This window comes from Mesorhizobium sp. WSM4817 (genome assembly GCF_055811135.1).
On record NZ_JBVVQQ010000006.1, the window covers coordinates 67,980 to 91,758 of the forward strand.

Annotated in this window: 25 protein-coding genes and 1 pseudogene; 14 read left to right on the forward strand and 12 right to left on the reverse strand. The window is 60.8% G+C overall.

The window, feature by feature from the left end:
- Positions 1-144 precede the first annotated feature (144 nt).
- From AC0L2K_RS10760 to AC0L2K_RS10775, 4 genes are all read left to right on the forward strand, one after another.
- Positions 145-2,034 carry a tetratricopeptide repeat protein gene (locus AC0L2K_RS10760; RefSeq protein WP_473531318.1) on the forward strand — a complete coding sequence of 630 codons (1,890 nt, stop codon included), beginning with the start codon at positions 145-147 and terminating at the stop codon, positions 2,032-2,034.
- A gap of 160 nt (positions 2,035-2,194) precedes the next feature.
- Positions 2,195-2,380, forward strand: coding sequence for a hypothetical protein (locus AC0L2K_RS10765; RefSeq protein ID WP_473531319.1), 186 nt, complete (start codon positions 2,195-2,197; stop codon positions 2,378-2,380).
- A 148-nt stretch (positions 2,381-2,528) separates the two neighbouring features.
- A complete protein-coding gene (locus AC0L2K_RS10770; protein WP_473531320.1) occupies positions 2,529-2,708 on the forward strand; it encodes a hypothetical protein in 180 nt (59 codons plus the stop codon).
- Between the two features lie 40 nt (positions 2,709-2,748).
- Positions 2,749-4,326 (forward strand): B12-binding domain-containing radical SAM protein, encoded by a 1,578-nt coding sequence (locus AC0L2K_RS10775; RefSeq protein WP_473531321.1) that lies wholly within the window; start codon positions 2,749-2,751, stop codon positions 4,324-4,326.
- Between the two features lie 212 nt (positions 4,327-4,538).
- On the opposite strand, the gene AC0L2K_RS10780 is transcribed toward AC0L2K_RS10775, so the two are convergent.
- Entirely contained in the window at positions 4,539-4,694 is a 156-nt protein-coding gene (locus tag AC0L2K_RS10780) for a hypothetical protein (RefSeq protein ID WP_473531322.1), read from the reverse strand.
- A 19-nt stretch (positions 4,695-4,713) separates the two neighbouring features.
- Here AC0L2K_RS10780 and AC0L2K_RS10785 point away from each other — a divergent pair, with 19 nt between their 5' ends.
- Complete coding sequence (locus tag AC0L2K_RS10785) at positions 4,714-5,079, forward strand: helix-turn-helix transcriptional regulator (RefSeq protein WP_473531323.1); 366 nt, start codon at positions 4,714-4,716, stop codon at positions 5,077-5,079.
- Positions 5,080-5,196: 117 nt separating this feature from the next.
- Here the strand turns inward: AC0L2K_RS10785 and AC0L2K_RS10790 are convergent, their stop codons facing one another.
- Together AC0L2K_RS10790 and AC0L2K_RS10795 are read right to left on the reverse strand one after the other, a co-directional pair.
- A complete protein-coding gene (locus AC0L2K_RS10790) occupies positions 5,197-5,490 on the reverse strand; it encodes a hypothetical protein (protein ID WP_473531324.1) in 294 nt (97 codons plus the stop codon).
- A complete protein-coding gene (locus AC0L2K_RS10795; RefSeq protein WP_473531325.1) occupies positions 5,487-6,734 on the reverse strand; it encodes an MFS transporter in 1,248 nt (415 codons plus the stop codon). The genes AC0L2K_RS10790 and AC0L2K_RS10795 overlap by 4 nt, the downstream gene beginning before the upstream one ends.
- A gap of 191 nt (positions 6,735-6,925) precedes the next feature.
- Here AC0L2K_RS10795 and AC0L2K_RS10800 point away from each other — a divergent pair, with 191 nt between their 5' ends.
- The 4 genes from AC0L2K_RS10800 to AC0L2K_RS10815 all read left to right on the forward strand — a co-directional run bounded on the left by AC0L2K_RS10800 (position 6,926) and on the right by AC0L2K_RS10815 (position 10,709).
- Positions 6,926-7,585 (forward strand): ArsR/SmtB family transcription factor, encoded by a 660-nt coding sequence (locus tag AC0L2K_RS10800; protein ID WP_473531431.1) that lies wholly within the window; start codon positions 6,926-6,928, stop codon positions 7,583-7,585.
- 89 nt (positions 7,586-7,674) lie between these two features.
- Positions 7,675-7,986, forward strand: coding sequence for an ArsR/SmtB family transcription factor (locus tag AC0L2K_RS10805; RefSeq protein ID WP_236378022.1), 312 nt, complete (start codon positions 7,675-7,677; stop codon positions 7,984-7,986).
- Positions 7,987-7,990: 4 nt separating this feature from the next.
- On the forward strand, positions 7,991-8,476 hold the full coding sequence (locus tag AC0L2K_RS10810) for an SRPBCC family protein (RefSeq protein ID WP_023796993.1): 486 nt from the start codon (positions 7,991-7,993) through the stop codon (positions 8,474-8,476).
- A gap of 361 nt (positions 8,477-8,837) precedes the next feature.
- On the forward strand, positions 8,838-10,709 hold the full coding sequence (locus AC0L2K_RS10815) for a tetratricopeptide repeat protein (protein WP_473531326.1): 1,872 nt from the start codon (positions 8,838-8,840) through the stop codon (positions 10,707-10,709).
- 132 nt (positions 10,710-10,841) lie between these two features.
- On the opposite strand, the gene AC0L2K_RS10820 is transcribed toward AC0L2K_RS10815, so the two are convergent.
- The 3 genes and pseudogenes from AC0L2K_RS10820 to AC0L2K_RS10830 form a co-directional block, all read right to left on the reverse strand.
- Positions 10,842-12,095 (reverse strand): DUF5996 family protein, encoded by a 1,254-nt coding sequence (locus AC0L2K_RS10820; protein WP_473531327.1) that lies wholly within the window; start codon positions 12,093-12,095, stop codon positions 10,842-10,844.
- Positions 12,096-12,197: 102 nt separating this feature from the next.
- Positions 12,198-12,373, reverse strand: a pseudogene (locus tag AC0L2K_RS10825) (pirin-like C-terminal cupin domain-containing protein); the annotation flags it as partial.
- Positions 12,374-12,673: 300 nt separating this feature from the next.
- Entirely contained in the window at positions 12,674-13,567 is an 894-nt protein-coding gene (locus AC0L2K_RS10830; protein ID WP_473531328.1) for a LysR family transcriptional regulator, read from the reverse strand.
- A 155-nt stretch (positions 13,568-13,722) separates the two neighbouring features.
- On the opposite strand from AC0L2K_RS10830, the gene AC0L2K_RS10835 reads away from it, so the two are divergent.
- Positions 13,723-14,373, forward strand: coding sequence for a hydrolase (locus AC0L2K_RS10835; protein ID WP_473531329.1), 651 nt, complete (start codon positions 13,723-13,725; stop codon positions 14,371-14,373).
- 258 nt (positions 14,374-14,631) lie between these two features.
- Here the strand turns inward: AC0L2K_RS10835 and AC0L2K_RS10840 are convergent, their stop codons facing one another.
- The 6 genes from AC0L2K_RS10840 to AC0L2K_RS10865 all read right to left on the reverse strand — a co-directional run bounded on the left by AC0L2K_RS10840 (position 14,632) and on the right by AC0L2K_RS10865 (position 20,116).
- The gene (locus AC0L2K_RS10840) at positions 14,632-15,249 is read right to left on the reverse strand and encodes a hypothetical protein (RefSeq protein ID WP_473531330.1); all 618 of its coding nucleotides are present in this window, start codon (positions 15,247-15,249) and stop codon (positions 14,632-14,634) included.
- A gap of 404 nt (positions 15,250-15,653) precedes the next feature.
- Entirely contained in the window at positions 15,654-16,178 is a 525-nt protein-coding gene (locus AC0L2K_RS10845) for a prepilin peptidase (RefSeq protein WP_287238377.1), read from the reverse strand.
- 9 nt (positions 16,179-16,187) lie between these two features.
- Positions 16,188-16,730, reverse strand: a complete 543-nt coding sequence (locus AC0L2K_RS10850; RefSeq protein WP_473531331.1) for a tetratricopeptide repeat protein — start codon at positions 16,728-16,730, stop codon at positions 16,188-16,190.
- 57 nt (positions 16,731-16,787) lie between these two features.
- Positions 16,788-17,738 carry a type II secretion system F family protein gene (locus AC0L2K_RS10855; protein WP_473531332.1) on the reverse strand — a complete coding sequence of 317 codons (951 nt, stop codon included), beginning with the start codon at positions 17,736-17,738 and terminating at the stop codon, positions 16,788-16,790.
- An 18-nt stretch (positions 17,739-17,756) separates the two neighbouring features.
- Positions 17,757-18,728: a type II secretion system F family protein gene (locus AC0L2K_RS10860; protein WP_473531333.1), complete on the reverse strand. Its 972-nt coding sequence runs from the start codon at positions 18,726-18,728 to the stop codon at positions 17,757-17,759.
- Entirely contained in the window at positions 18,728-20,116 is a 1,389-nt protein-coding gene (locus AC0L2K_RS10865; protein WP_473531334.1) for a CpaF family protein, read from the reverse strand. Before AC0L2K_RS10865 ends, AC0L2K_RS10860 begins: the two co-directional genes overlap by 1 nt.
- Positions 20,117-20,643: 527 nt before the next feature.
- On the opposite strand from AC0L2K_RS10865, the gene AC0L2K_RS10870 reads away from it, so the two are divergent.
- The 4 genes from AC0L2K_RS10870 to AC0L2K_RS10885 all read left to right on the forward strand — a co-directional run bounded on the left by AC0L2K_RS10870 (position 20,644) and on the right by AC0L2K_RS10885 (position 23,756).
- Positions 20,644-20,856: a Flp family type IVb pilin gene (locus AC0L2K_RS10870; protein WP_473531335.1), complete on the forward strand. Its 213-nt coding sequence runs from the start codon at positions 20,644-20,646 to the stop codon at positions 20,854-20,856.
- A gap of 96 nt (positions 20,857-20,952) precedes the next feature.
- Positions 20,953-21,993: a Flp pilus assembly protein CpaB gene (gene cpaB / locus AC0L2K_RS10875; protein ID WP_473531336.1), complete on the forward strand. Its 1,041-nt coding sequence runs from the start codon at positions 20,953-20,955 to the stop codon at positions 21,991-21,993.
- 43 nt (positions 21,994-22,036) lie between these two features.
- Positions 22,037-23,482, forward strand: a complete 1,446-nt coding sequence (locus tag AC0L2K_RS10880; protein ID WP_473531337.1) for a type II and III secretion system protein family protein — start codon at positions 22,037-22,039, stop codon at positions 23,480-23,482.
- Positions 23,469-23,756 (forward strand): hypothetical protein, encoded by a 288-nt coding sequence (locus AC0L2K_RS10885; protein ID WP_292576756.1) that lies wholly within the window; start codon positions 23,469-23,471, stop codon positions 23,754-23,756. The genes AC0L2K_RS10880 and AC0L2K_RS10885 overlap by 14 nt, the downstream gene beginning before the upstream one ends.
- Positions 23,757-23,779: the final 23 nt, after the last annotated feature.

The following is a 23,779-nucleotide window of genomic DNA, read 5'->3' on the forward strand; positions in this document are numbered from 1 at the left end:
TGTTTCCTAGGTGTGGTCCGCCTTTGAGACTCAGTGCCCGATCCCGCCGCAGACGAACTTGAGGCAGTACACCTTCCGTTCGGATAGACTCCTGACCCGACCGTCCATACAATCCAGTCTGGCCTCCAGGAACAGAGGCATCACATGGTAGGAAAAAGCGTCCAACGCCGGCTTGCAGCGATTCTGAGCGCCGATGTGGTCGGCTACAGCCGACTGATGGAGCTTGATGAAGCAGGAACCCTTGAGCGCTTGCGAAACAATCGCAGCACGCTTGTCCTGCCCGAGATCCAGAAACACGGGGGGCGGGTCGTCAAGCTGATGGGCGACGGTTTGCTCGTAGAGTTCGCGAGCGTCGTTGCGGCTGTGAGTTGCGCCCTGAGTATCCAGCGGGCAACCGCCGAGTGCCAGTCCGATCTGGAGGAATCCCAGCGGATACGCTTCCGGATCGGGGTCAATCTGGGCGATCTGATCGTCGACGGGGACGACCTTTACGGCGAGGGTGTCAACGTGGCTGCCCGGCTCCAGACGTTGGCCAGCCCTGGAAGCGTCGTCGTTTCCCAGACTGTCCGCGACCACATAGCGGGAAGGCTCGCCGTGACGTTCGGGGACTTCGGAGAGCACGTCGTCAAGGACGGCGAACGCCCCATCCGGGTTTTCGGGGTGAGCCTTGTCGAGGCGAGTGGAGCACAAAATCCCAGAGCGGAGCGTTCGAGCGCCAGACCGGTGCGGCCTGCGATTTGCGTCCTGCCTTTCATCAACATGAGCGGCGATGCCGAGCAGGAGTATTTCAGCGATGGCATTACGGAGGACATCATCATCGACCTGTCCAAGGTTTCCACGCTCTCCGTCACCGCCCGAAATACCGCTTTCACTTTCAAGGGCAAAGCCGTCGATGTGGGGCAACTTGCGAGGCAGTTGGAGGTTACTCACGTTGTCGAGGGCAGCGTCCGCAAGGCCGGTGGGCGGGTGCGCATTGCCGCGCAGCTGATTGATGGAGCCAGAGGCGATCATATCTGGGCAGAGCGATACGACCGCGATCTGAACGACATCTTCGCGTTGCAGGATCAGATTGCGCAGGCCATTGTTGCCGCATTGAAGGTCAAGCTGTTGCCGGCTGAGAGGCGGGCGATCGAACACCGCGCGACCAATGATCCCCGCGCCTACCAGTTCTATCTGCTGGGCCGGCATTACCTGCAGCATGGGCCGCGGCAGGTGGAAATAGCTCTCCGATTCTGTCGGCGTGCCGTGGAACTCGACCCCAACTACGCCCAGGCCTGGGCCATGCTCGCGCTTTACCAAGCGGATCGGTATCTCGCTGGAATGTCGCAGGACTCGGGCATGTCAGCCGCTGAGAGGGCCCTTTCGCTGGATCCGACATTGGCCGAGGCCCACGCCGCCAAGGGGCGTATCCTGGGCGAGCTCGGCCGCTACGAGGAGGCTATCGCGGAGCATGAGGAGTCGCTGCGGCTCGATCCGGACTCCTATGACGTCCGCTACTGTTTCGGCCGCACTCACATACGATTCGGTGATCATGAAGCGGCGATTTGGCATTTCGAGCGAGCTGCTGAGCTTCTCGATACGGACTATGTTTCCCCCGGCTTTGTAGCCCAGAGCTGCCGGGCGCTCGGCCGGCATAACGAAAGCCTCACTGCGGCGCGGCAGTCGGTGGAACGCGCCGAAATGGAGATCGCGGTACGCCCCGACAACGCTCATGCGGTGGGGAGCGGCGCTCTCGCATTGGCTTACCTGGGGGAGGTCGAGCGTGCCAGGGAGTGGATTTTCCGCGCGCTCATCGTCGTCGATCCCGACGACACGCTGGAACAGTACAATGTAGCCTGCGCCATGGCTCAAGTCGGGCAGTTGGATGAGGCTTTCGATCTATTGGAATCCTGCATCGGCAGGATACCCGCCCAATTCGTCAATTGGGTCAAGAATGACAACGACCTCGACCCCCTGCACCGCCATCCGCGGTATCAGTCCCTGATCGCAACTGCTGAGGAGAGGTTGAGGGCCGCCGAGGCCGCGCGCAGTTGAGCGTCGACTCGACCGAGAACCGCAGGGCGCTGAGTATTCTTACGTCGCAACAAGCAGATCTGTCGCGCCAGCCTAGCCGTCGTCTTGACAGCCACCGGCGGTCGTGCAATGTTTATTAGATTATTCTTATATATACTGGCCCTCATTGCAGGAGGATTGGATGGCCAAGAAGAGCCGCCGGAGCGGCAGGGTAAATATAACAGTAAAAGTGACGATCGTCCCGGAGGACGAGGCAACCGACGAAGAAAAGAATGATCCCTCCGTTGCTAGGATAGAAATTGGAGGGGAAGATTTTATTATAGTTGCCGGTCGTGCGGACGTTAAGCCGGCTCCCAAGAAGAAATGAGCGAACGGGCGTGCCGAAACGCTCAGCGAACGAGCTGAGATCGCTGCGTTGGCATCTGGCCTGCGATGCCTACTGGCACCGGGAAGAGCAAGACATCGTAATCGCAACGAAAGACACGATATTGAGATTGAATTCGGCGAGCGCCCGCATGCTCGAGGCGCTTGTCGGCATACCGAAGGCCGGCCGCCCTTCGAAGAGCGGTACGTTCCAAGAGAACGAGGTCGAATCGCTGCTGAGGCTTTTGGTGAGCGAGAACATTGTCGTGCCGGGTGGAGACAGAAAAGCGTCGCGCTTGCAGGAAGTTACGTGCATCGGGATGCGCAAATAACTCCCGGATGGTAGCGCGGCATTGATGTGGGGAATTCGGGTTGGCTCGCCGGGAGAAAGCCACGGAAATCGCGCTGGTGAATGTGCCGTATGGTTCGGCTGACGGCGAGCACAGCATGCGGCCACTCGGGCTGAGCTACCTCGGAGCGTTTCTCGCCGACCGGGGCGTACGCGCCAACGGTTTCGACTTCTCCGATTCTTCAATGAATCCGACCGAGATCGTCGAGCGGTATCGGCTTGCGGACTATTCCGTGGTCGGCCTCTCTTTCTACAACATAAACGCCAAGGCCGCTTATCGGCTGGCCGAAGCCGTCAAGGCTCGAAACCCGCACTGCGTGGTTGTGGGCGGCGGCCCGCACGCGAGCGCGGCTCATGCCACGCTTTTCGAAAGGCATCCGGAAATCGACCTCGTCGTGAGAAACGAGGGTGAGGAGACCCTTCTGGAAGTCATCGAGGCACTCCGCTGCAAGCTGCCGCTGAGCGGAATCAGCGGCATTTCCTACATGAGCGGTGGCCGCAGCGTCGTAGCGCCCGACAGAAGCCGCCTGGAAAACCTGGATGACCTGCCGGCTCCTGCCTTCGATTTCCAGTCCGAAACCGAAGAGAACCCGCTGTTCTACTTCGACAGGGTAAGCGGAACGCGAAAGCGTGCGGTGGGCCTGATCTCGAGCAGGAGTTGCCCATACAGCTGCTCGTTCTGCGCGATCATCCTGATCGGCCGGCAATGGCGAAAAGCGAGCGCGGCCAAGGTCGTGTCCGACCTGAAGGAGTTGGAAGCCAGGAATGGGCTCGAATACGGACACATCTACTTTCTGGACGCCAACTTCTTCGTGAGCGCCAAGCGGTCGCTGGAAATAGCGGAATCGCTTCACGGCTATCGAGCGGACATCACCTTCAGCTTTTCCACGAGGGTGAACCAGCTGATCAAGGGCAAGAGCCTGCTTTCCGAACTGCAGAGGCTTGGATTGAGAGCTGTCGAACTGGGTATCGAAAGTGGCAGCAGGGACGCGTTGGAGCGGTTTGCGAAAGACACCACGCCCGAGCAGAACGACGAGGCGCTGCACCTTTTGAAGAGTCGCGGAATACAGCTGATTTTTGATTTTATCATGTTCGATGCGGAAGCAAATCTGAATGACATCAGGCGCAACGTCGACATGATCGAGAGGAACAATCTCGACTACCATGTACCATGGGAGTATATCTTTTCACATATGACGCCGTATCTCGGAACCGACATTCGGCTGCACTATGAAAAGATGATGGGTCATGCTTTCGACGAGGACGAGCTGCCCCATCCGAGCGATCTGTTTCAGGATCCGCAGGTAAAGGCTGTCTTTGACGAGTTGAGCAAGCTTCAGGCTCACGTCCCGAATATAGCGCAGGCGCTGTTCCGCACCGAAGCGCGGGTCAGGGGCTCCGCAAGCTGGGGACGCGACGAGGCGCGGGAAAAGCTGAACGCGGTCACGCTCCGGCGCCTTCCGTTCCTGGTGCTTAGAAATCTTCTCAGCCAGGCCAGACAAGGCGAAACTGTTTCGCTTTCCCGGGCGATACCGCCGTTCACCGACGAAGCTGGCAGTTCATACGATCTCGACGAGTTCCTGCACTGGGCTGCGACTTGAATTCATACCAACGGGCATTGAGATAGGCCGGAACCGCGCTTAATCCTTGGCTAGCCTTGCCGAAACGACGCAGACGCTCCGCTCCGGCGCGCCAATTGGAATATACATCCCAAGCTGGTTAATGGCACAGACCAAATTGCGATGAAGGGCGAAGCAGCGCTGAACTTGTTTGTTGGCCCTGCCGGGCTATCCTCGCCAGCGGAGCGCTTCAATCAGGAGAGCGAACCCGGGGCAGGCAAGACCCTGCCGTTCAATGCGGCGTCGCCTTCCGCCAGTGCGGCGACGGACGGCTCCGCGCGAAGCGGATGATGGCTGACGAAGGTCAGAACGGTATAGGCCACGGCACGCCTCACCGAACTGCTGTTCATCGAGATATTGCGGCGTCACATGGCTCAGCTACACGTCGAGGATGTCGGTTGGCTCGCAGCGCGGAATGATCGCTACACCTGCCGCGCACTCAACGCCCTCCACACCAAACCCTTCGTCCAATGGACGGTTGAAACGCTTGCGCGAGAAGCTGGGCTGTCGCGCTCCGCTCTTGTTCGCCGCTTCCATGAGCTGCTGGGCATGTCGCCCATCCACTATCTGGCGACATGGCGCCTCCACCTTGCCGCCCAAGCGCTGCGAGAGAGTCGCGAGAACATTGCCGCGATCGCTGAGCAGGTGGGCTACGGATCGGAGGAGGCTTTCGGCAGGGCTTTCAAGCGCTGTTTCGGCTCCTCGCCCGCGGCTTGGCGGAAGTCACAAGCCTGAGCGTCTCGTTCGGACATCCGCTTGCGAAGGAGCCAATTTGGGCTCATCCGTTGGCCGGGGAACGGACCCAAATCACCCCACAGACGGGCGCCAAGCTGGCGTAGAGCCTACGTCCGCTCAGGATCGAGAGCCGGCGCCTTGGTAACAGCCTCCGGTGACGCACACATGCGACGTGGCCACCGAGAGCAGCACGTAGCTGGCGATGCCCAGCGTCAGCAGGCAACCGCTGAGCGTGCCGACGCCAATCGGCCTGGCGCGGAGAAACTGGAACGTCAAAAGCAGATTGAGGGCGATCGCGCCGCCCCGCAAGACCAAGTCGAACATGGCCATCCCGGTCATCCGGCCAGTAAGCGCAGTTTCGGCCCGTAAGGCAAAGAAGTCGGAGGCGGGCGCATCCGAGGCGACGTTCAACTGCTTCGTCCGGCATGACCTTCGCGCATCATGAAAGCGACCACGGTACCGGACAGGAAAGTGAGGGCGGCGATCGAGGCAACCGCCCACGCCAGGCCGAAGAAGTCGGCGATCAGTCCCGCCGACAGCGCGCCGATCGCGTAGCCGAGATCGCGCCAGAAGCGGTAGACGCTGAGCGAGCGGGCGCGCCATGAAGGATGCGACGCATCTGACACCGCGGCGATCAGGCTCGGATAGACCATCGCCGTGCCCAGGCCAAGCAGGAGGCTCGCCACCAGCCACCAGCCAAAATTCGAGGTCAGCGCCGTGAGAAAGAGCGCCGACGCTTGCACCCACATGCCGGCGACGATCAGGCCCTTGCGGCCCCAACGGTCGCTGAGCGGTCCCGTCACAACCTGCAGCACACCCCAGGTGACGGGATAGACGGCCTTCAGAATGCCGATGCGCTCCACGCCAAGCCCGCCGGCTGCGAAGAAGAGCGGAAAGATGCCCCAGCTCATGCCGTCATTGAGGTTGTTCACCAAACCGGCCTGCGAAGCGGCAAAGAGGTTGCGATCCCGAAAAGAGGTCAACGCAAAGACCTCGCGGAAGGAAAGGGGTGATGCCTCGCGCGGATGGTTCGCCAGTTCTGCGCGCACATGATCGCGCGTGTCGCGCACGAGCAGGATCGAGAGCACCGTGCCCACCACCGCGTAGCCGACGCCGAGATAGATCGGGATTGGTCGCAGACCGTAGCGGCTGGCGAGATAGCCGGTGAGGAAGGCGGTGATCCCGACTGCGAGGTACCCGGCAAACTCGTTGAGCCCTACGGCGAGGCCACGCCCCTTCGGGCCGACAAGATCGACCTTCATGATGACGGTCATCGACCAAGCGAAGCCCTGGCTGATGCCAAGCAGCACGTTGGCGGCGATGACCCAGTTCCAGTCTGGCGCCCAAATGATCATGAAGGGTACCGGCAGGCCGAACAGCCAGCCGAGAACCAGCACGCGCTTGCGCCCCCATTTGTCGGCGAGCTGTCCGGAAACAAGATTGGCCAGCGACTTGACGACACCGAAGCTGACGATGAAGGAGACGACCAGCGTGGTCGAGGCGAGCCCGAATTCCTCTGAGCCGATCAGCGGCACGACGGTGCGCTCGATTCCGACCATGCCGCCGACGAACGCATTGATGAGCACCAGAAGCGCGAACTGCCGCCAGTTGGCCTTGAGACCCAAGCTCACTGCTGGCGCCGCGATCATTGTCATGCGGCACCGGCATTGAGGGCGCGGGTGCGCGCGGCGTCAGGCGGCGGGGGAATATCCGCCGTCATGGTAGCGACGCCAAGGCTGCTAAGGGATAGAAGGGGCTTCTCGGCCACGGACTTGTCTCCTCGGGGGCCGTGTGATACGCATCATTCAATAATTATGTTGAATGAACTAGCGTGGCTGCTACCCTGATGTCAATCCGCAATCCGAAGCAGGCACTTTACGAGCAGTTCGCGGTTGTCGCGAAGGCTCTGGGCAATCCGCAGAGGCTGGAACTGATCGAGCAACTCGCGCAGGGTCCGCGCAGCGTGGAAGCCTTGGCCGCCAAGCTTGCGCATCCGGTGGCGAATGTCTCGCAGAATCTCCAGGCGATGCGCCGCGCCGGACTCGTGACGTCAGAGCGCGCTGGCAAGTTCGTCAACTACCGGCTCGCAGATGAAAGCGTACTTGCCGCCTTCGCCTCCATTCGAGTCGTTGCCGAGCGGCATTCGGCCGAGGTCGAACGCATCGTGAGGGGCTATTTCGACCGGCGCGACGATATGGAGCCCGTGTCCCGGGAAGAGCTGGCCGCGCGAATGAAAGACGGGCTCGTTACAGTCATCGACGTCCGACCGCCCGATGAGTTTGCGCTCGGACATCTGCCCGGCGCGATCAACGTCCCCCTCGGCCAACTGGAGCAGCGGTTGTCCGACCTCGAGGCGAAGCCCGAGATCGTCGCCTACTGCCGCGGTCCGTGGTGCGTGATGTCATTCGAGGCGGTCGCATTGCTGCGTGAGCACGGCTTCCGCGCACGCCGCATGGAAGATGGCCTGCCCGAATGGCGTGACGCGGGCTTAGCTGTCGAGGCTTGATCGACTTCAACTTCAAAGTCCCCCTCACCCAGTCCTTTTTGCCGTAGCAAGGTTGACTCATCACGTTAGTCCGTGCTAACGCGTTAGTGGTGACTAACGTGAACAACAGCTGGACCGCCCTGGGCGACCCCACCAGGCGCACGATCTTCGAACTCTTGGTCGAGCATCCGCGTTCGGTTACCGAGTTGGCGCGTGCCCTGCCGGTGACCCGGTCGGCGGTCTCGCAGCATCTGAAGGTGTTGAAAGAGGCAGGGCTCGTTGCAGACACGCCGGCTGGCAAGCACCGCATCTACCGCGTCGAACCCGACGGGCTGGCGGCGCTTCGCACAGAGCTCGACCGGTTCTGGATGAAGACGCTCGCTGCCTTCAAGCAAGCTGTCGAACAACCGCGAAAGGAGTGAAAAAATGAACACGCAAGCAGCAGACACCTTGGTAAGGCACTCGATCGTGGTCGAGGCGCCGATCGAGCGCGCCTTCGAGGTCTTCACGGAGGATTTTGGCAAGTTCAAACCCAGGGAGCACAATCTGCTCGCCGTGCCGATCGCCGAGACCGTGTTCGAGCCGCGCGTCGGCGGCCATATTTACGATCGCGGCGCCGACGGCAGCGAGTGCCGGTGGGCGCGCGTGCTGGCTTATGAGCCGCCGCACCGTGTGCTGCTAAGTTGGGACATCAGTCCGCAATGGCGGTTGGAGACCGATCCGAACAAGGCCAGCGAGTGGGAAGTCCGCTTCACTGCCGAGACGGCTAATCGGACCCGCCTGGATCTCGAGCATCGCAAACTGGAGCGCCACGGCGCCGGCTGGGAAAGCGTGCGCGATGGTGTCGCCGCCGATCAAGGCTGGCCGCTCTACCTGCAGCGATACGCCGACCTGTTCGGGCGTCGGGCCTGACGGCCACATCCGCAAGCATCAGATAGAATCCGGCCTCGCGGCCTGCAATCCCGTAAGCTCAGGAGTTATTCGCGGTGGCGACACTGTCGCGAATAACGTCCCTTGCCTACCCGGAGCCCGACAAGCGTAGGCGCAATAATTGCCTGACCAGCATGCCCAACGCCGCTTCGGATGCGGGGACGGCTCCGCGCGAAGCGGATGATGGCTGACGAAGGTCAGAACGGTATAGGCCACAATGGTCACGCATTTGTGAGCTGTATGATAAGCCTATTCGGGATTATGGGTCTAATCTTGAAGCGTGCGTCGTCTTAAGTGTCACTAGTAATAGTCCCTGCAGGGCCGCCGCTCAGGAATAATGCTGATGGAACGCAAGCTCGCGGCAATCATGGCCGCCGATATCGTCGGCTACAGCCTGCTGATGGCTGAAAACGAGGCTTCCACCTACACGAAGCTGCGCGCTGTTTTTGATGAGCTCATTGACCCGACCACTGCCCGCCATGGCGGGCGCATCGTCAAGACGGCGGGAGACGGCTTTCTCGCCATGTTTCCAAGCGTCAACGAAGCGGTCGATGCGGCGCTGGCCATACAGGAAGGCTTCGACAAGGGCCCGTTCGAGCTGCGCATCGGCATCAATCTTGGCGATGTCATCGAAGATGACGGCGACGTATACGGCGACGGCGTCAATGTGGCCGCCCGTCTTGAGGCCATGTGCGATCCGGGGCAGATATTCGTCAGCGGCGCCGTGGTGATGGCGGCCGACCGCAACAGCGCGGACAGGTTCGTCCGCATCGGCCGCAGGCGGGCCAAGAACATTCCCGAACTTCTCAACGTCTACCGCGTAAGGCGCGCGGGCTCTGCGTGGTCGCCATGGCGGCACGTGCCGCAGGTGCTGCGCAGCACCGCTGCCCGCTGGTCTTATGGCGTAGCCGCCATAGCCCTCATCCTCATCGGCACCCAAATCCAGCCGCTCCCCCTGGCAGCCATGGTCAGCCGCATCCCGGGGGTCTTGTCGATGGACCAGGGCCGCGCCGACCCCCGGCCGTCAGTGGCGGTGATGCCTTTTGCCGCGATGAGCGGCAGCGGCGAGCAATCGTATTTCGCGGACGGACTGGCCGAGGATGTGACGACAGCCCTTGCCCGCAATTCAGAGCTGCAGGTAATCGCGCGCGATTCCACCTACGCCGTGCACGGGCAGGGTACGGACGTGCGCAAGCTCGGGGCGAAGCTCGGCGTTGATTATGTGGTTGAAGGCAGCGCCCGCCGTGAAGGCGACCAGCTTCGCGTGTCGGCGCAGCTGATCGACGTAAAGACAGGCGCGCATCTGTGGTCGCGCAGTTTTGACCGGCAGGTCGCCGACGTGTTCACCGTCCAGAGCGAGCTGACCACTGAAATCGTCGCGCAGATCGCGCCCTATATCGGCAGGAGCGAGGCGGCGGCGGCGGCGGAACGCCCGACCGACAATCTGCAGGCCTATGACCTCGTGCTGCAGGCCCGCAACCGCTACCGGCACGGCGCCGATGACCCGCAGGACATTCTGGAGGCGCGGGGCCTCTACCAGCGCGCCCTTGAAATGGACCCGTCCTATGCGGCCGCCCGCGCAGGCCTCGCGCTGACCTTTATCGCCAGCGTGGCGCAGAGCGGTGGCGGCCGGGCAAACGCGCCGGAACTCCATCTTGGGCTTAGCGAAGCCCGGCAGGCGGTCCGTCTCGATCCCAATCTTGGCCTTGGCTATCAGGTCATCAGCTTCGGGCTTGCCCTGCAGGGCGACTATTCAGGCGGCTTGCAGGCCGCACGGCGCGCCGTGGAGCTCAACCCTAATGATCCCGACAGCATGATGGCGCTTGCAAAGGCGCAGGTTCGCTTCGGGCAATATGATGATGCCGTCGCCAACGCAGAGCGGGCCCGCCGCCTTCATCCTATGGCGCCCGAGTACTACGCCTATGTGCACGGGCAGGCGCTCTACGCGGCTGACCGCCGCGATGAGGCTTCCGCCGTCATAGAAGAGTGCCTGATCCGGGCGCCGCGCGATGCAAACTGCCTTCTGATTCAGGCCGCTTTGCAGAGCGGGGGCGGCGAGGTCGAGGCAGCCCAGCAGACGATGGCAAAGCTGGTCGAGGCGCATCCGGCATTCTCGCTGGAAGCAGAGCGCGCTTACCGCCGGTTCGGTGACAGGCCGCTGATGGAAGAGTTCCTGCAGGACCTCGCAAAGGCCAAGGCTCCTGAGTCCGCCTGACAGTTTTTACAGAGCGACTTCCATTCCACGACGCCAACACCGAAAATCGCCGCTGGAACTACGTCCGCCGCTAACGGTGGTAAGAGTCGGTCGGAGCCGGTACGTTGGCGGGTGGAGGAAGTTACGAGCAGCCTATGACCGACGCAGCACGTCCTGCCATTCGAGATGACGGTCGATCTGCGCTTTTGCGAACGGACAAAGCGGAATGATGGCGACCCCTTCGCGCCGGGCATCCTCGACCGCCTGGCGTACCAGTCGCTCGCCGACCTTGCGGCCGCGCAACGCCGCTGGAACTTCGGTATGGTCGATGATGATCAACCCTTCGCCGGCCCGGCTATAGGTCATCTCAGCTTCGATGCCGTCGACGAGCATCCGGTAGCGTCCCTTCGATGCGGTATCCTCCCGCTCGACCTTTTCGACGGTCAAGGGAGAGGCAGGGCCCGGCTGCTCGGCGTCATGCGGCCGCACCTGACCCCGCCGCCCCGGCATGCAGTCCAGTAGGTCGCGGTCCCATCTTCCGAGATCGGCCGCAGCGTCGTAGGTCGAGACGAGAAACTCCATAAGCGCCGCGTCGGGATTTGCAGCCGACTGAACGGCATCGTACGGCAGGATGAATTCCGATAGGCCGTCATGCCAGAACGCGTCCTCGGGCCGGACCGACGCGCCCCTGAAGCCACTCGGCGCCGGATAGGCGTAGGCATAGAACGCGGGGTAATCGATGCCGCCACCGCCGGGCCAGAAACCGGCTGAGGAGACCTCGCGGTCGTAGGCTTCCTGGGCCACATCGTTGGGCAATGAAGGAATGCCGCCGGGATGGAGAGGCGCGCGCCGCCCTGAAAAGCGGGTGACGGCCAGGTCAAAACTGCCCCAGAACAGGTGAACGGGACTAGACTTGCCAAGAAAGGAGGTCCGGAACCGACTGAATACCCTGTCGACCGCCACCGATGCATGATGGAAGCGCTGAACGGCTTCCCGGTTATAGGGCCGGTCGCGATGATCTTCGGTGAACGGCACGGGATTGGGCACCTCGTTCGGATTGCCGTTAAAGGTCGGTGTGCCTCCAAGTTCGGAAATCAACTGCACGAAATTGGCGTGGAACGCCGCGACTGTGGATGGCCCGAGCGCAAACGATGCCTTGCGACCATTGCCGCATGTGCCAACAACCATATGGTTCCGAAGGTCGAAGAGGATCTCGATGCCCGGGCCGTCGGGGATAGGCGAGGAGGTCAGGCCGAGCGGCGTGACATAGAAGGTCGCGTTCCAGGAATGGTTGAGCCACGGGGTATGAGCAAGGCGATATTTCCCGGCGATCTGCAAATAGAGATGCAGGGCCGACCACGTCTCGCGCCAGCCGAGGTAGTCCAGGTGGGGCCACTTGTTGCTCATTGTGCTTTCTCCATTCAGAACATACCGGCACGCGACGCGTCATCTCGTCTGAACCGCCCGGGTCCGTGCACCCAGGCGACCTCGTTCTAGCGCCGGTCAGTCTTAGCGCCGGTCAGTCCGGTACGGAATGTGCTCATCTCGGTCATCGATCGGGAGATCGAAACGTCCCTTGCCCCAGTCCTCGGCGCGCCATTCGGCCTTCGCTTCTTCGATGCGGTCCTTCGAGGAGGCGACGAGTTCCACCAGATATAGCGCGGTCCGCTGAGCGTTGCGCCGCCGCCCGGTTCGATTGCTGGGTTCCAACTCATGCGCGTCATCCTCACTTAGGCCGTCCAGACAGCCTCGCCCTTGCCGATACGAATGCCCGATTTCGACTAATCCGAACCGCGAGCGGGAAGAGCGCTTTCGGCCCAACAAATGCCTAAACTGGCGAGCGACCGTCTGCCCAACTAGTCCTATGATACGTCAAGCTGTGTCGCTGTAAGTGGAACGTGCGGGCAATGTCGTCGAGCTCAGCGGCTCGCATTAGAGCGACCGTCGAACACGGTTCCTTGACAATGCTTTGAACCGTTCGCGTTCTAACGATCAACTCCCCAAAGATCCGGGTTCTGTTTGAAATACTCGATCAGCAACTCGGTGAGCACCCGCACTTTCCGAGTGGGATGCTGACCCGGCGGGCGGACGACATATGCGGCCCCCGGAGGTACCGGATAGCGTGTCATGATAGGGACCAGCGCGCCGGAGGCCACATATTCATGCGTGATGCAATCAGGGAGCCAGGCGATGCCGAGACCTGCCGCCGCCGCGGCAGTGAGTGCCGTGGCGCTATCAGCCTTGAACCTGCCCTGCGGCTGGACCGTAACAATCTTGCTGCCATCCATGAACTGCCAGGCTTCCGTTCCCTGCATGAGGGCCTGATGGGTGACGAGTTCGTCTGGAGACTCGGGTGACCCGTGCGCTTCGATATAGTCTGGGCTCGCGACAAGCTTTCCATGGATCGGCCCGACGCGCTTCGCGATCAGGTTGGAGTCCTGAAGGTAGGCGCCCCGGATCGCGCAATCGAAACCCTCTGCGATGAGATCGACGAAGCGATCGCTGTAGGAAGTATGGATGTGAAGCTTCGGGTGCAGACGCGCCATTTCCGCGAGCACGGGGGCGAAGTGGGTCGCGCCGAAAGTAAGCGGCATGGCAACCCTCAGGCGGCCGCGCAGCTCACCGGTTGGGAGGACGGTTTCCCTGGCCGTGTCGATCTCGGCGCTGGCCCGGGCCGCATGATCCCTGAACGTGATTCCCGCTTCCGTGAGCGCGGCGCCGCGGGTCGTTCGTGCAAGCAACTGGGCGCCAAGCTCCGCTTCAACCCGAAAGAGCCGCCGACTGACGATTGACTTGGAGACGCCGAGCCGGCGCGCTGCGGCCGATACGCCCCCTGCATCGGCCACTGCGACGAATGTCTGCAGATCTTCGATGTCCAATTCGGCGTTCCTCGTTTCGCGACACAGCTTGCCTGACTATGGCACTACCGCATCACCCAAAGGAACAGCAAATTGCGGCAAGGTAACGTCGCTCGGGGGCGCATGTCTCCCCGTGAACCCATTGCCGTCCACAACGGCAGAGAAAGGAAGTCTTGATGACCCCCCGTAACGGCCTTGATTCGCTTCTTCGTCCCGAAGACTCGGTACTCGTTCTGATCGACCACCAGCCTTACCAGCTCACGAACCTGAACAGCCACGACCCGCATATGGCGGTCAACAATGCTACGGGTCTGGCGAAGGCCGCCAAGGCATTTAGCCTACCGACCATCCTCACGAGCGTGCTCGCTGACCGAGGCGGGCTCATTTTTCCGCAGATCACCGACGTCTTCCCCGGCCAGGAGGTGATCGACCGGATGCTTATCAACACCTGGGAAGACCAGAAGGTCGTCGACGCGGTCAAGAAGACCTGCCGCAAGCAGTTGATCATCGCCGGTCTGTTCACGGAGATCTGCGTCGCGATGCCGGCGATCCAGGCTGCCGGCGAAGGATGGGACGTCACGGTCATCACGGACGCCTGCGGCGGCGTGTCGGTTGAAGCCCATGAGGTGGCGATCCAGCGCATGATCGCGGCCGGCTGCAACATGATGACCTGGATGGCGCTCGCGTGCGAATGGCAGCGCGACTACACGAGGGCCGAGACCCTGCCTGTATTGATCGAGCTCCTCAAGGATCACATGGCCGGCAGCGGCATGGCGTACCTGTGGGAGCAGCAGCTGCTCAACACGCCCGTGCCGAGCGAAGGCTGATGCGGACCGGGATGGCGAGCTTTTAGGTGAGCGTCGGGCCGCGGCCCGGGTTGCGCCAATGCCGATAAGCGCTCGAATTTTAGAATGTCGAATACCGACGCGTCGTAGGTGAGGCGACACAGCACTTCAGCAACCATCGGCTCTCGCCGCTTCGGAAAGGCATCAGTTCGCAAACTGTCATCGAGGCAGCCTGTTGAACTCACAGCGAGATTTGATCCGGGATCGCTACCATTGCGCCAGAATTTGGTAATCAGAACGTCAAAAAATCTGGCAGCGGGAGCCTGTTTTGCTCACACCCGAAACTCGGCGGTCCCGATCAGCCGATGAGTCGCCTTGAGTCAGTGCTGCGATAAGCAGAGAACAATCCAATTCCTCAGGGAATGAAAACCTTAGGTCACTCTGAGTCGCCATACGAAGCGATTTCAATCTGGCTGTCTTCGCGGCGCGTTCGGCACGCTCAGCCTCAGCCATCACCTTCGCTGAGCGAGTAATTTGCCTATTTTCCAGCCAACACATCTGTTCGATCCCGCAAAAAATTTCTTCTCGGCCGCTTGCCGTAGTTTCCGGGCGGATTTGCGCGACCACCAAGGCCAGTTCGGATCCGATTCCGCCTTTCCTCTTGCCAGGCCCTTTTTCGCGCCGGTGCACCTTCATGCCCTGACTCAATTGCGCTTGTCGCCCTTCATTGTGATGAAGTCGCCTCGATCGGTGATCGTTGACGCTAAGATTCGCGTTGCCGCCAGGCGCGGGCCGATCGCCTTGGCAATAGCCGTTGGCTTGGCGCGCGGCGCCAAAGCGCGAGTAGCCCGAGCCGTGCAAATCATACTGCTTACGCTCGATGTGGCTGCGCTCTGGCCGGCGCCTATCAGGGGCCATCACCAAGATCGCCGCGGCAAATGACTAGCGGAAGAGATACTTTGATAGCTCTGGATCGCCTCGTCTCCACATAACGTTATCCAGAAAGTAGTGATGCACGTTGATGAATATCAACGCTATGAAGAGGATCAGCGACGAGCCGAACACCTCTTTGTTGTACGGAACCAAAACGGACAACGCGATCGGGACCAGCCAGAAACCGAGAATCCCCAGAATTCCACCAACAATGATAAACCCCAGCACCCGCAGCCTGTACATCGGGCCAAGAACGGACAGGACCTTGAATTCGGATTCTGTAGCAGCATTGTGCTGCTCATCACCTCAGCACTGGCGTCTGGCGCGAGCCGCTTGAGAACATAGACGCCCGAGATGTACAGCCAGGCAGTTGCTGCAGTCCTGTCCTCTCAGATCGCCGGGCCAGCATGGGGCATCAAGGTGACGTAGATCATGAACCCTATCGTGCAGATCGCTGCGAGCGAGATCGGCACGCCAAACGGCACAACGCCTTTGCGGTCCAGGTGCTGAACGTAGAGGCGGAAAGCGCCTGCGGGCAGCATGAACGGATTTTTGACGATCAACGCTGTGGCGAGGGCGAAAACCAGCAGCAGTACGGAGAACACAAGGAGGCCGCTGCCGCCGATCAGCAACGGCACCACCGCCATCAGCTTGACGTCGCCGGCCCCGACCTTGCGCAAAGCCCAGAACGGAAACAGCGCAACGAACAATAAAAGGCCGGCGATTGCGCTCAGGCCCATGTCCCACCACGACCCGGATTGCACCGACAGGAGCTGCAGCGAGCCCAAACCTAGGCAAAGCAGCAGCAGCACATTCTGGTTGGATATCTTCTGGGTGGTGAAGTCGAGCCACGCGATCCTTGCCAGCAAAGGAATGGCTAGTCCCTTCAGCAGCAGCGATGCGGCGAGCAACATGCTGTCGCCTTACCGTTCGAGATTCTTCACGCTGGACGACAGGAGCTTCAGATTGTTAGCCACGGTCGGATCGTTGGGTGCGAGCTCGTAAGCCTTGAGGAAACTGCTGCGTGCGTCCTGCAGCTTGCCGCGCAGCAGGTAGGAATAGCCGACATTGTTGTAATATTCGGGCGTCCCGCCGACCAGCCGGAAGGCCTGGCGATAGGCGTGGTCGGAGAGGTCGAAGCGGCGGATGCGATCGCTGGAGGCGGCCAGGCCCATCCAGGCACCACCATCATTAGGCGCCAGCTGCGTCGCCTTGTAGAACAGGGCGCCGGCATTGCCGTAGTTTTCCGCACGGAACTGGTTCTTGGCTTCGGCGACTGCCTGGTCAGAGGCATAATATTCGACGTCGCTGACCGTCTTCAGCCCGTCGAAGGCATCGCCAAACGCTGTCACATCACCTTTCGAGGGCTCGTTGGTGCGGACGACGCCGCTATCAGCCGTCTGACAGCCGGAAAGCACGATAAGCAGCAAACCGGCTACGGCCGCGAGGCGCATTGGCCCTGTCATTTCGTCCCCCAAAAGAGTTCTCTCCGACTCTCTATTCCGACCAAAGCACAGACGTGCCTAGAAGAAAACACCCATCATGCGAATGATCACTGGCAACATGATGATCATCATCACAACCGGGAAGATGCACAGTCCCAACGGAATCATCATTTTGACCGGCAGCGAATTGGCACGCTCTTCGGCACTCAGAATTCTCTGGCTGCGCATCTCGTCACTATAGACGCGCAAAGCGTCGGTCAGGCTGGTGCCGAGTTCTTCCGATTGCCGAAACAGCACAGCCAGCGCCCGCGCCTCGTCAAGACCGATTCGGTCAGCGAGTTCGCGCAACGCCTCCCGTAGCGGCTTGCCGGCACGCAACTGCAAATTCATGATCGTAAGCTGGATGCCGAGCCATTTATGGGTACCAGCCAGTTCGGCGCTGACGCGCTCGACTGCAGCTTCCAGGCTCATGCCTGCGTCGGCACAGGTTATCATCATATCCATGAAATCGGGAAAACCGCGGCGGTAGACCTGCTTTTGTCCTTTCTCGAAGCGATCGAGCATGACGCTTGGAATCACGAGGCAGGCGAGCCCGAATAGGGCGGAGCCGACAAAGGCTATCAAACTGGGGAGTTGCGGTGGGAGCACCCACGACAAGAGCGCATAGGCGGCCAGAAAACCGACACAGACCGCAGCCAGCCGCGACAAGGTATAAATGAGCGGAGCGCTCGGTTGATAAAAACCGGCGCGGAAGAGTTTCGCCTCCAAGGCGCTGGGCTCGTCCCGCTCCTTTTCTATCGATCGAAAATACGCATCGACCGGCCGCTGCGCTGCGATTTTGGCAAGCTGTTCCTGTCCAACGAGCGAACGGCGATCCGTAATACCCTCGGCCATCAGGCTTTGTGAGACCAGCTTCCGCGTCTGCAGCGCCGGCACGAAGATGAGCGCGCCGAACAGAAAAAGCGCCGCTGCCGCCAGAAAGACAGCGACGGAGACCAGAGTGCTGAGATCCTGAATAGCCGAAAACAATATTATGGCTCGCTTCTGTTAGAAATCGAAATTGACCATGCGATACATGATGAAGTCCCCCAAAAGCGCCCATAGCCCGGACATCAAGAACACTGGCGTAATCAATGGGCTGTTCCATACCCCGCCGTAATAACTCGGGGACAACACGAGCAGGAGCCCGAACATCACCAGTGGAAAAAGGGAGATGATCCAGGCCGATACCCGGCCCTCGGCCGAAAGCGCCCTGATCTTCAACCTGAGTTTCTGCCTTTCGCGCAGCACTGACGAAAGATTTGACAGGATCCCGGTCAGATTGCCGCCGGTCTTTGCCTGGATCGACAGCGATACCGAAACCAGATGAAGGCCCTCGAAGCCGACACGCTGCGAAAGTTTTCGCACCGCCTGTTCCATGCTCAGTCCAAAGGTGATCTCGTCGGACACGATGCCGAATTCGGTACCGAGTGGGTCGGGCATTTCGCGGGCGACGAGACCAACCGCTACCGAAGCCGGATGTCCGGCGCGCAGTGAACGAACGATCATGTCGAGCGCATCTGGGAGTTGCTTGGCGAATTTCTGGATTCGCTTGTTGCGAGCGCGCCGGAGAACGAGAAGCGGCAGCACAAATCCGACCAACACAAAAACGATGGACGACACCAAAGTCGAGAAACCCATAAGGAACGACAGCAGCGACGCCAATGCCAACCCCGTCAGGAGGAACTTCGCGGCGAACGTCAGCGGGTTTCCGGTGATACCGGACTGGGTATAGAGCCTGTTCAGCCCTATCATGCCAAAAAGAAAGTCGCCCGAACCCGTCAGCCCGCGCTCGCGCAGCAGCCCTTGCAAGGTCTGTTCGGCCGGAACGTCGTCAGCAAGCCGCCTCAGCCGATGGTTGATCGCGCCAATCCGTGCCCGGCTCTTGGCAAAGGAAAGATACATGGCCTCGCCGGCGAGAATAACCGATGCCGCCGCGAGCACGTAAATAAAGTAGAGCAACGTCTGGCCGGTCGGCATCAGAGCGGCACCTGCGGATTGAAGGCATCCTTGGCGAATTGGTGGCCCAGCGTTGCTGCCTCCGGCGCAAAGCGGGGGCGGATGCCGGTGGCGCGAAAATCGCCGATAATCTTGCCTTCGGGCGTCACCTCCCGGCGAACAAAATGGTAAATTTCCTGAAGCTGGACGACATTGCCTTCCATGCCGGTCAGTTCGGAGATGGAAACGACACGCCTGCCACCGTCCGCAAGACGCTGCGTCTGCACGATAATGTCGATGGCCGACGCAATCTGCGCCCGAATGGACTCATGGGTCATCGGCATGCCGGCCATGCCGACCATCTGTTCCAGCCGCGATATTGCATCGCGCGGCGTGTTGGCGTGAATGGTGGTCATAGAACCTTCATGGCCGGTGTTCATCGCCTGCAGCATGTCGAAGGCTTCCTCGCCGCGCACCTCGCCGACGATGATGCGGTCCGGCCGCATGCGCAGCGCATTCTTGAGCAGCTCGCGCTGACGTACCTCGCCCTTGCCCTCGACATTGGGCGGCCGCGTCTCCAGCCGGCCGACATGCGGTTGCTGCAGTTGCAGTTCCGCCGCGTCCTCGATGGTGATCAGGCGCTCCCGGGACGGGATGTAGCTTGAAAGCGCGTTGAGCAAGGTCGTCTTGCCGCTGCCGGTGCCGCCCGAAACCAAGATCGACTTGCGCGCCTGCACGGCAATGCGCAGCAGGTCAATCATCGGCTGCCGGATCGAATTAAACACCATCAGTCGTTCGAGCGAGTAGGGATTCTTCGAGAATTTGCGGATCGACACCAGCGGCCCATCGACCGAGATCGGCCGCACCGCGATATTGACGCGCGAGCCGTCTTCCAGGCGCGCATCGACCATCGGCGCCGATTCATCGACGCGCCTGCCGATGGCAGAAACGATCTTGTTGATGACGCGCAGCAGATGCGCCTCGTCGCGGAAGCGGATCGCCGTCTCCTCGATCATGCCGCGCCGCTCGATGAAGACCCGCTTGTGGGTATTGATCAATATGTCGGTGATCGAGTCGTCCTTGAGCAATGGTTCGATCGGCCCAAGGCCGAGCATCTCGTCGGCGGTCTCACTGGTCAGCCGGTCAAGCTCACGCGCATTCAGCGGCACCGAACGAGCGCGCACGAACTGGCGCACGATCGGCCGGATCTCATTCAGGATCTCATCCTTCGACGCCGTTTCAAGCGCTGCAAGATTGAACCGGTCGATTAGATGACGGTGGAGCTCGACCTTGAGCGTCAGGAAATCGTCGCCACTCGATTCGATATCGGCTGCAGGGGAAAGCGCCGGCGCAACAGGCAATACCGCAATCGGCTCAAGCTTTGGCTCGATCCGCGGTTCGCTTGGCCCTTTTGTGAATCGACCCAGCATGACGCTTTTTCCCCGTTTAATCCCCACCGCGAAACTAAGCGTTAACCACGCGTGGCACAAGCGCCAGCCGCCCACCATCCAATTTAATACTTCAGACATAGTTAAGATCAAGGATCAGAAAACGCGACGTTTATTTGGTCAGCGGCGCTGTCTTTAGGGAGAACGAGGGCTCGTTTTCAATGCCAAGTGCCTTTCTAACCACAAAGGTGTCATGGAGCCGCCCTAAGGCCTTAGATATAAACGAATATACACCATCGCTAATACCGCCCCACTTTCGCCATAGCCACGGCCGAATTGTGAACGAATGGTTAAGAGGGGTTGAAAAACGAGCTGAATCAATGTTTTGGTTCGCCCGAGATCGGCAATATTCTTGCTCCACAATGTATAGGAAAGTTAAGAAACCCTTAATCCTGTTTGACTCTGATTTTCGCCGGGACTTAGATCGAGATGACGGGGGATGCTTGGGTATGGATTTCATCCTTGGCTCGTCTCGTCGGGTTTGAACCTCCAGAAAGGGAGAAATTGGCATGAAGAAGCTCATGACGATGACCCGGCAGTTCCGCGACGACGAAAACGGCGCTGCCATGGTCGAATATTCCATCCTGATCGGCATCATCGCGGTCGCCGCAATCGGATTCATCATCGGTATCGGCGGCTGGGTCACGGGCCGCTTCACGGGCCTCTGCACCGCAATGCAGGCCTCCGGCGTCGGAACCTGCGCTACCGGTGCCGGTACTTGATCGTTTAATCAGCATCAGGCCCGGATTTATTCGATCCGGGCCTGAATCCAATCGCGGCGGGCGAATTCCCGCCTTTGGGGTTTGGGGTCTGGGGTTATGCGCGCCAATACACTCATCATGATTGTTCTCGCCAGTGTGTTCGGCGTCCTGGCGGTGGTGCTTGCTAATATCTGGCTGGCCAATCAGCGCAGCGCCATGGCGCAGACTACTGGCGTCCAAGGCGATACGGTCGTGGTGGCCGCAGTGGCGCTGAAATTCGGCGACACCCTATCGGCCGACAAACTGCGCGAGATCGCATGGCCAGCCGGCGCGGTTCCGGCCGGCGCTTTCAAGACGGCGAAAGAGGCGCTGGCTGGCGAAGGCACGAGGCAGGCGCTGCAGGCGATCGGCGCTAATGAGCCCGTTCTCGCCACCAAGATTACCGGCCCCGGCCAGCGCGCCACGCTTTCCGCAGTGCTCGGCGAAGGCATGAAGGCCGTTTCCATTCGCGTCAACGACGTGCTAGGCGTCGCCGGGTTCGTCTTCCCCGGCGACCGCGTCGACGTGCTTTTGACGCGAACGGCGCGTGGTGATGGCGGGGCCGATAGAAGTTTTGTCGACGTGCTGTTGCAGAGCATGAAGGTGCTTGCAGTCGACCAGGTTGCCGACGAAAGCACTGAAAGCCCGACGGTGGTGAAGTCGGTGACGCTCGAGGCCAACACCAGGGACGCGCAGAAGCTTACGCTGGCCGCCGGCGCCGGCCAGTTGTCGCTAGCGCTTCGCCAGGCAGCCGCCAGCGAGGGCGAAACGACAGAACGCGTCACGCTTTCCGACCTGACCGGCGACACGCCGGCCGACGTCGCCGCCAGGCAGGCCGAACTCGCCAAACAGGCTGCAGCCGACGCCGAGGCCGCGGCCGAACGCAAGCGCGCGGACGACAAGATCAATGGGCTGACCCAGGCCGTGGAACGGGTGGGAAGCAGGCTCGACCTGTTGAGCAAGGCAAAACCCGCTCCGGCAGTGGCCTCAGCGCCCCAGGTGCAAGAGGTGGTTAAGGAAGTCATCAAATATGTGCAGCCGGAACCGCCGGCGCGTGCGACAATCGGCGTCTTCAGGGGTGTAAAACTCGAATCTTACGACGTGCCGCGACAAAAATAACGCTAGGGTATTGCCGAACGAATCGGCAAGGGGGATAGTCTAGATGCGAATGTTCCGGGGACCACTGGCGGCTGCCGCGCTGGCCTGTTCGGTGATGCTATTGCCGATCGATCTTGCTGCTCATGCAGCCGACCGCAAGATCGATGTATCGAACCCCAGCGTCCACCGCGTTTTCCTGCCCATGTCGCAGTCGGTGACGATCCAGGTGAACGCCACGCTGGGCGACATCGTCGTGGGCGACGAGAAGATCGCCGACGCCCAGCCGATGACCGACCGCACGCTCTATGTCATCGGCAAGAGCGCCGGCACCACCACCGTCAACCTCTTTTCAGAAGACAAGCGCTCGCTTGGCGTGATCCAGATCGAAGTCGGCGTCGACGTGAGCGACATGGCGCAAGCGATCCGGCAGGTCGCGCCCAATTCGCGCATCGATATCGGTTCGATCAACGGCAAGGTCAGGCTTGGCGGCCATGTCAAGGACGGCGCCACGCTGGCGGCGATCATGGAGGTCGCCCAGCAATATGGCCCCGACGCGATCATAAACGCAGTGACCGTCGACGACAGCCAGCAAGTAAACCTCGAAGTGCGGGTGCTGGAGGCCAAGCGCAATGCCGGCCGTGATCTTGGCGTCTCGATCAGGAGCACCAATGGCAGCGGCACGACCCGCACCGGGACGGGGATTGCCGCCGTCGATGAAGACAATGTGGTGCTGGGGCCGGGCGGTCTGCTTACCGGCCTTCTTTCGAACACCAACCCGTTCGCGGCGCTGATCACCCGCGTCATCGACAGCAACATCAAGGTCGACCTGATCATCGAGGCGCTCGAGGCCAAGGGCGTGGTGCGCACCCTTGCCGAACCCAACCTCACCACGCTTTCCGGTGAGGTTGCCAGCTTCAATGCCGGCGGCGAAGTACCTATCCGCGTCGACGACGGTGATGGCGAGATCAGCATCGAATACAAGCAGTTCGGCGTCAATCTGCTGTTCACGCCGGTCGTGCTCGCCAACGACAAGATCAACATCAGGTTGGCTCCGGAAGTCAGCGACCTCACCGGCTTCACCACCGCCGGTGACCCCATCTTCACCAACCGCAAGCTGTCTACCGTCGTCGAGTTGCGCGACGGCCAGAGCTTCGCGGTCGGCGGTCTTTTGTCCAGCAAGAACACCAAGATCCAGAGGCAGGTGCCGTGGCTCGGCCAGGTCCCGATCGTCGGGACGCTGTTCCGGAATTCAAGCAACCAGAAGGAAGAGACCGAACTGGTCGTGATCGTGACGCCGCGTATTGTGCGGCCGGTAAAGCCCGGGGAACAACTGGCGACGCCGTTCGACAAGACACGGCCGGCCAACGACCCGGAACTCTTCATACTCGGTCAGCTCGAAGTGACCAAGGACATGGTTCGCAAATATGAACTGGGCGAAGGCGTCGTCGGCCCCTATGGCCACATGCTCGACCTGAAATCCAAGGACAAGATGATCTATGTCAAGAAATAGCGCCTTGATCCTGCTTTTGTGCGCCGGCGGGCTGACGGGGTGCGCCGCCGACTACCTGAACAATTACGAAACAGTGACACTGGCTGCCGGCGACACGCAGAAATACAATTCGCTGCTGCAGACGGTCGATCCGCTCAATCCGGCGTCGAGAAACACGGCGATCGAAGGCGACGGCGCGCGCGCTGCCGCTGTTGCCCAGAGTTACAAATTTCCACCACCGCCACCGCCGCCGCCGGCCATAACGGTCAATGTCGGCAACACCGGGGTTGAATAGAAGGGTGCGGGTTCAACGTCAGG

Bases quoted from the DNA above. Each gene is read 5' to 3' on its own strand.
- AC0L2K_RS10760 (WP_473531318.1), top strand. From the start codon at position 145: ATGGTAGGAAAAAGCGTCCAACGCCGGCTTGCAGCGATTCTGAGCGCC.
- AC0L2K_RS10765 (WP_473531319.1), top strand. From the start codon at position 2,195: ATGGCCAAGAAGAGCCGCCGGAGCGGCAGGGTAAATATAACAGTAAAA.
- AC0L2K_RS10770 (WP_473531320.1), top strand. From the start codon at position 2,529: ATGCTCGAGGCGCTTGTCGGCATACCGAAGGCCGGCCGCCCTTCGAAG.
- AC0L2K_RS10780 (WP_473531322.1), bottom strand. From the start codon at position 4,694: ATGAACAGCAGTTCGGTGAGGCGTGCCGTGGCCTATACCGTTCTGACC.
- AC0L2K_RS10785 (WP_473531323.1), top strand. From the start codon at position 4,714: ATGGCTCAGCTACACGTCGAGGATGTCGGTTGGCTCGCAGCGCGGAAT.
- AC0L2K_RS10795 (WP_473531325.1), bottom strand. From the start codon at position 6,734: ATGACAATGATCGCGGCGCCAGCAGTGAGCTTGGGTCTCAAGGCCAAC.
- AC0L2K_RS10800 (WP_473531431.1), top strand. From the start codon at position 6,926: ATGTCAATCCGCAATCCGAAGCAGGCACTTTACGAGCAGTTCGCGGTT.
- AC0L2K_RS10810 (WP_023796993.1), top strand. From the start codon at position 7,991: ATGAACACGCAAGCAGCAGACACCTTGGTAAGGCACTCGATCGTGGTC.
- AC0L2K_RS10815 (WP_473531326.1), top strand. From the start codon at position 8,838: ATGGAACGCAAGCTCGCGGCAATCATGGCCGCCGATATCGTCGGCTAC.
- AC0L2K_RS10820 (WP_473531327.1), bottom strand. From the start codon at position 12,095: ATGAGCAACAAGTGGCCCCACCTGGACTACCTCGGCTGGCGCGAGACG.
- AC0L2K_RS10835 (WP_473531329.1), top strand. From the start codon at position 13,723: ATGACCCCCCGTAACGGCCTTGATTCGCTTCTTCGTCCCGAAGACTCG.
- AC0L2K_RS10840 (WP_473531330.1), bottom strand. From the start codon at position 15,249: ATGGCCCCTGATAGGCGCCGGCCAGAGCGCAGCCACATCGAGCGTAAG.
- AC0L2K_RS10845 (WP_287238377.1), bottom strand. From the start codon at position 16,178: ATGTTGCTCGCCGCATCGCTGCTGCTGAAGGGACTAGCCATTCCTTTG.
- AC0L2K_RS10850 (WP_473531331.1), bottom strand. From the start codon at position 16,730: ATGACAGGGCCAATGCGCCTCGCGGCCGTAGCCGGTTTGCTGCTTATC.
- AC0L2K_RS10860 (WP_473531333.1), bottom strand. From the start codon at position 18,728: ATGCCGACCGGCCAGACGTTGCTCTACTTTATTTACGTGCTCGCGGCG.
- AC0L2K_RS10865 (WP_473531334.1), bottom strand. From the start codon at position 20,116: ATGCTGGGTCGATTCACAAAAGGGCCAAGCGAACCGCGGATCGAGCCA.
- AC0L2K_RS10870 (WP_473531335.1), top strand. From the start codon at position 20,644: ATGAAGAAGCTCATGACGATGACCCGGCAGTTCCGCGACGACGAAAAC.
- cpaB (WP_473531336.1), top strand. From the start codon at position 20,953: ATGCGCGCCAATACACTCATCATGATTGTTCTCGCCAGTGTGTTCGGC.
- AC0L2K_RS10880 (WP_473531337.1), top strand. From the start codon at position 22,037: ATGCGAATGTTCCGGGGACCACTGGCGGCTGCCGCGCTGGCCTGTTCG.
- AC0L2K_RS10885 (WP_292576756.1), top strand. From the start codon at position 23,469: ATGTCAAGAAATAGCGCCTTGATCCTGCTTTTGTGCGCCGGCGGGCTG.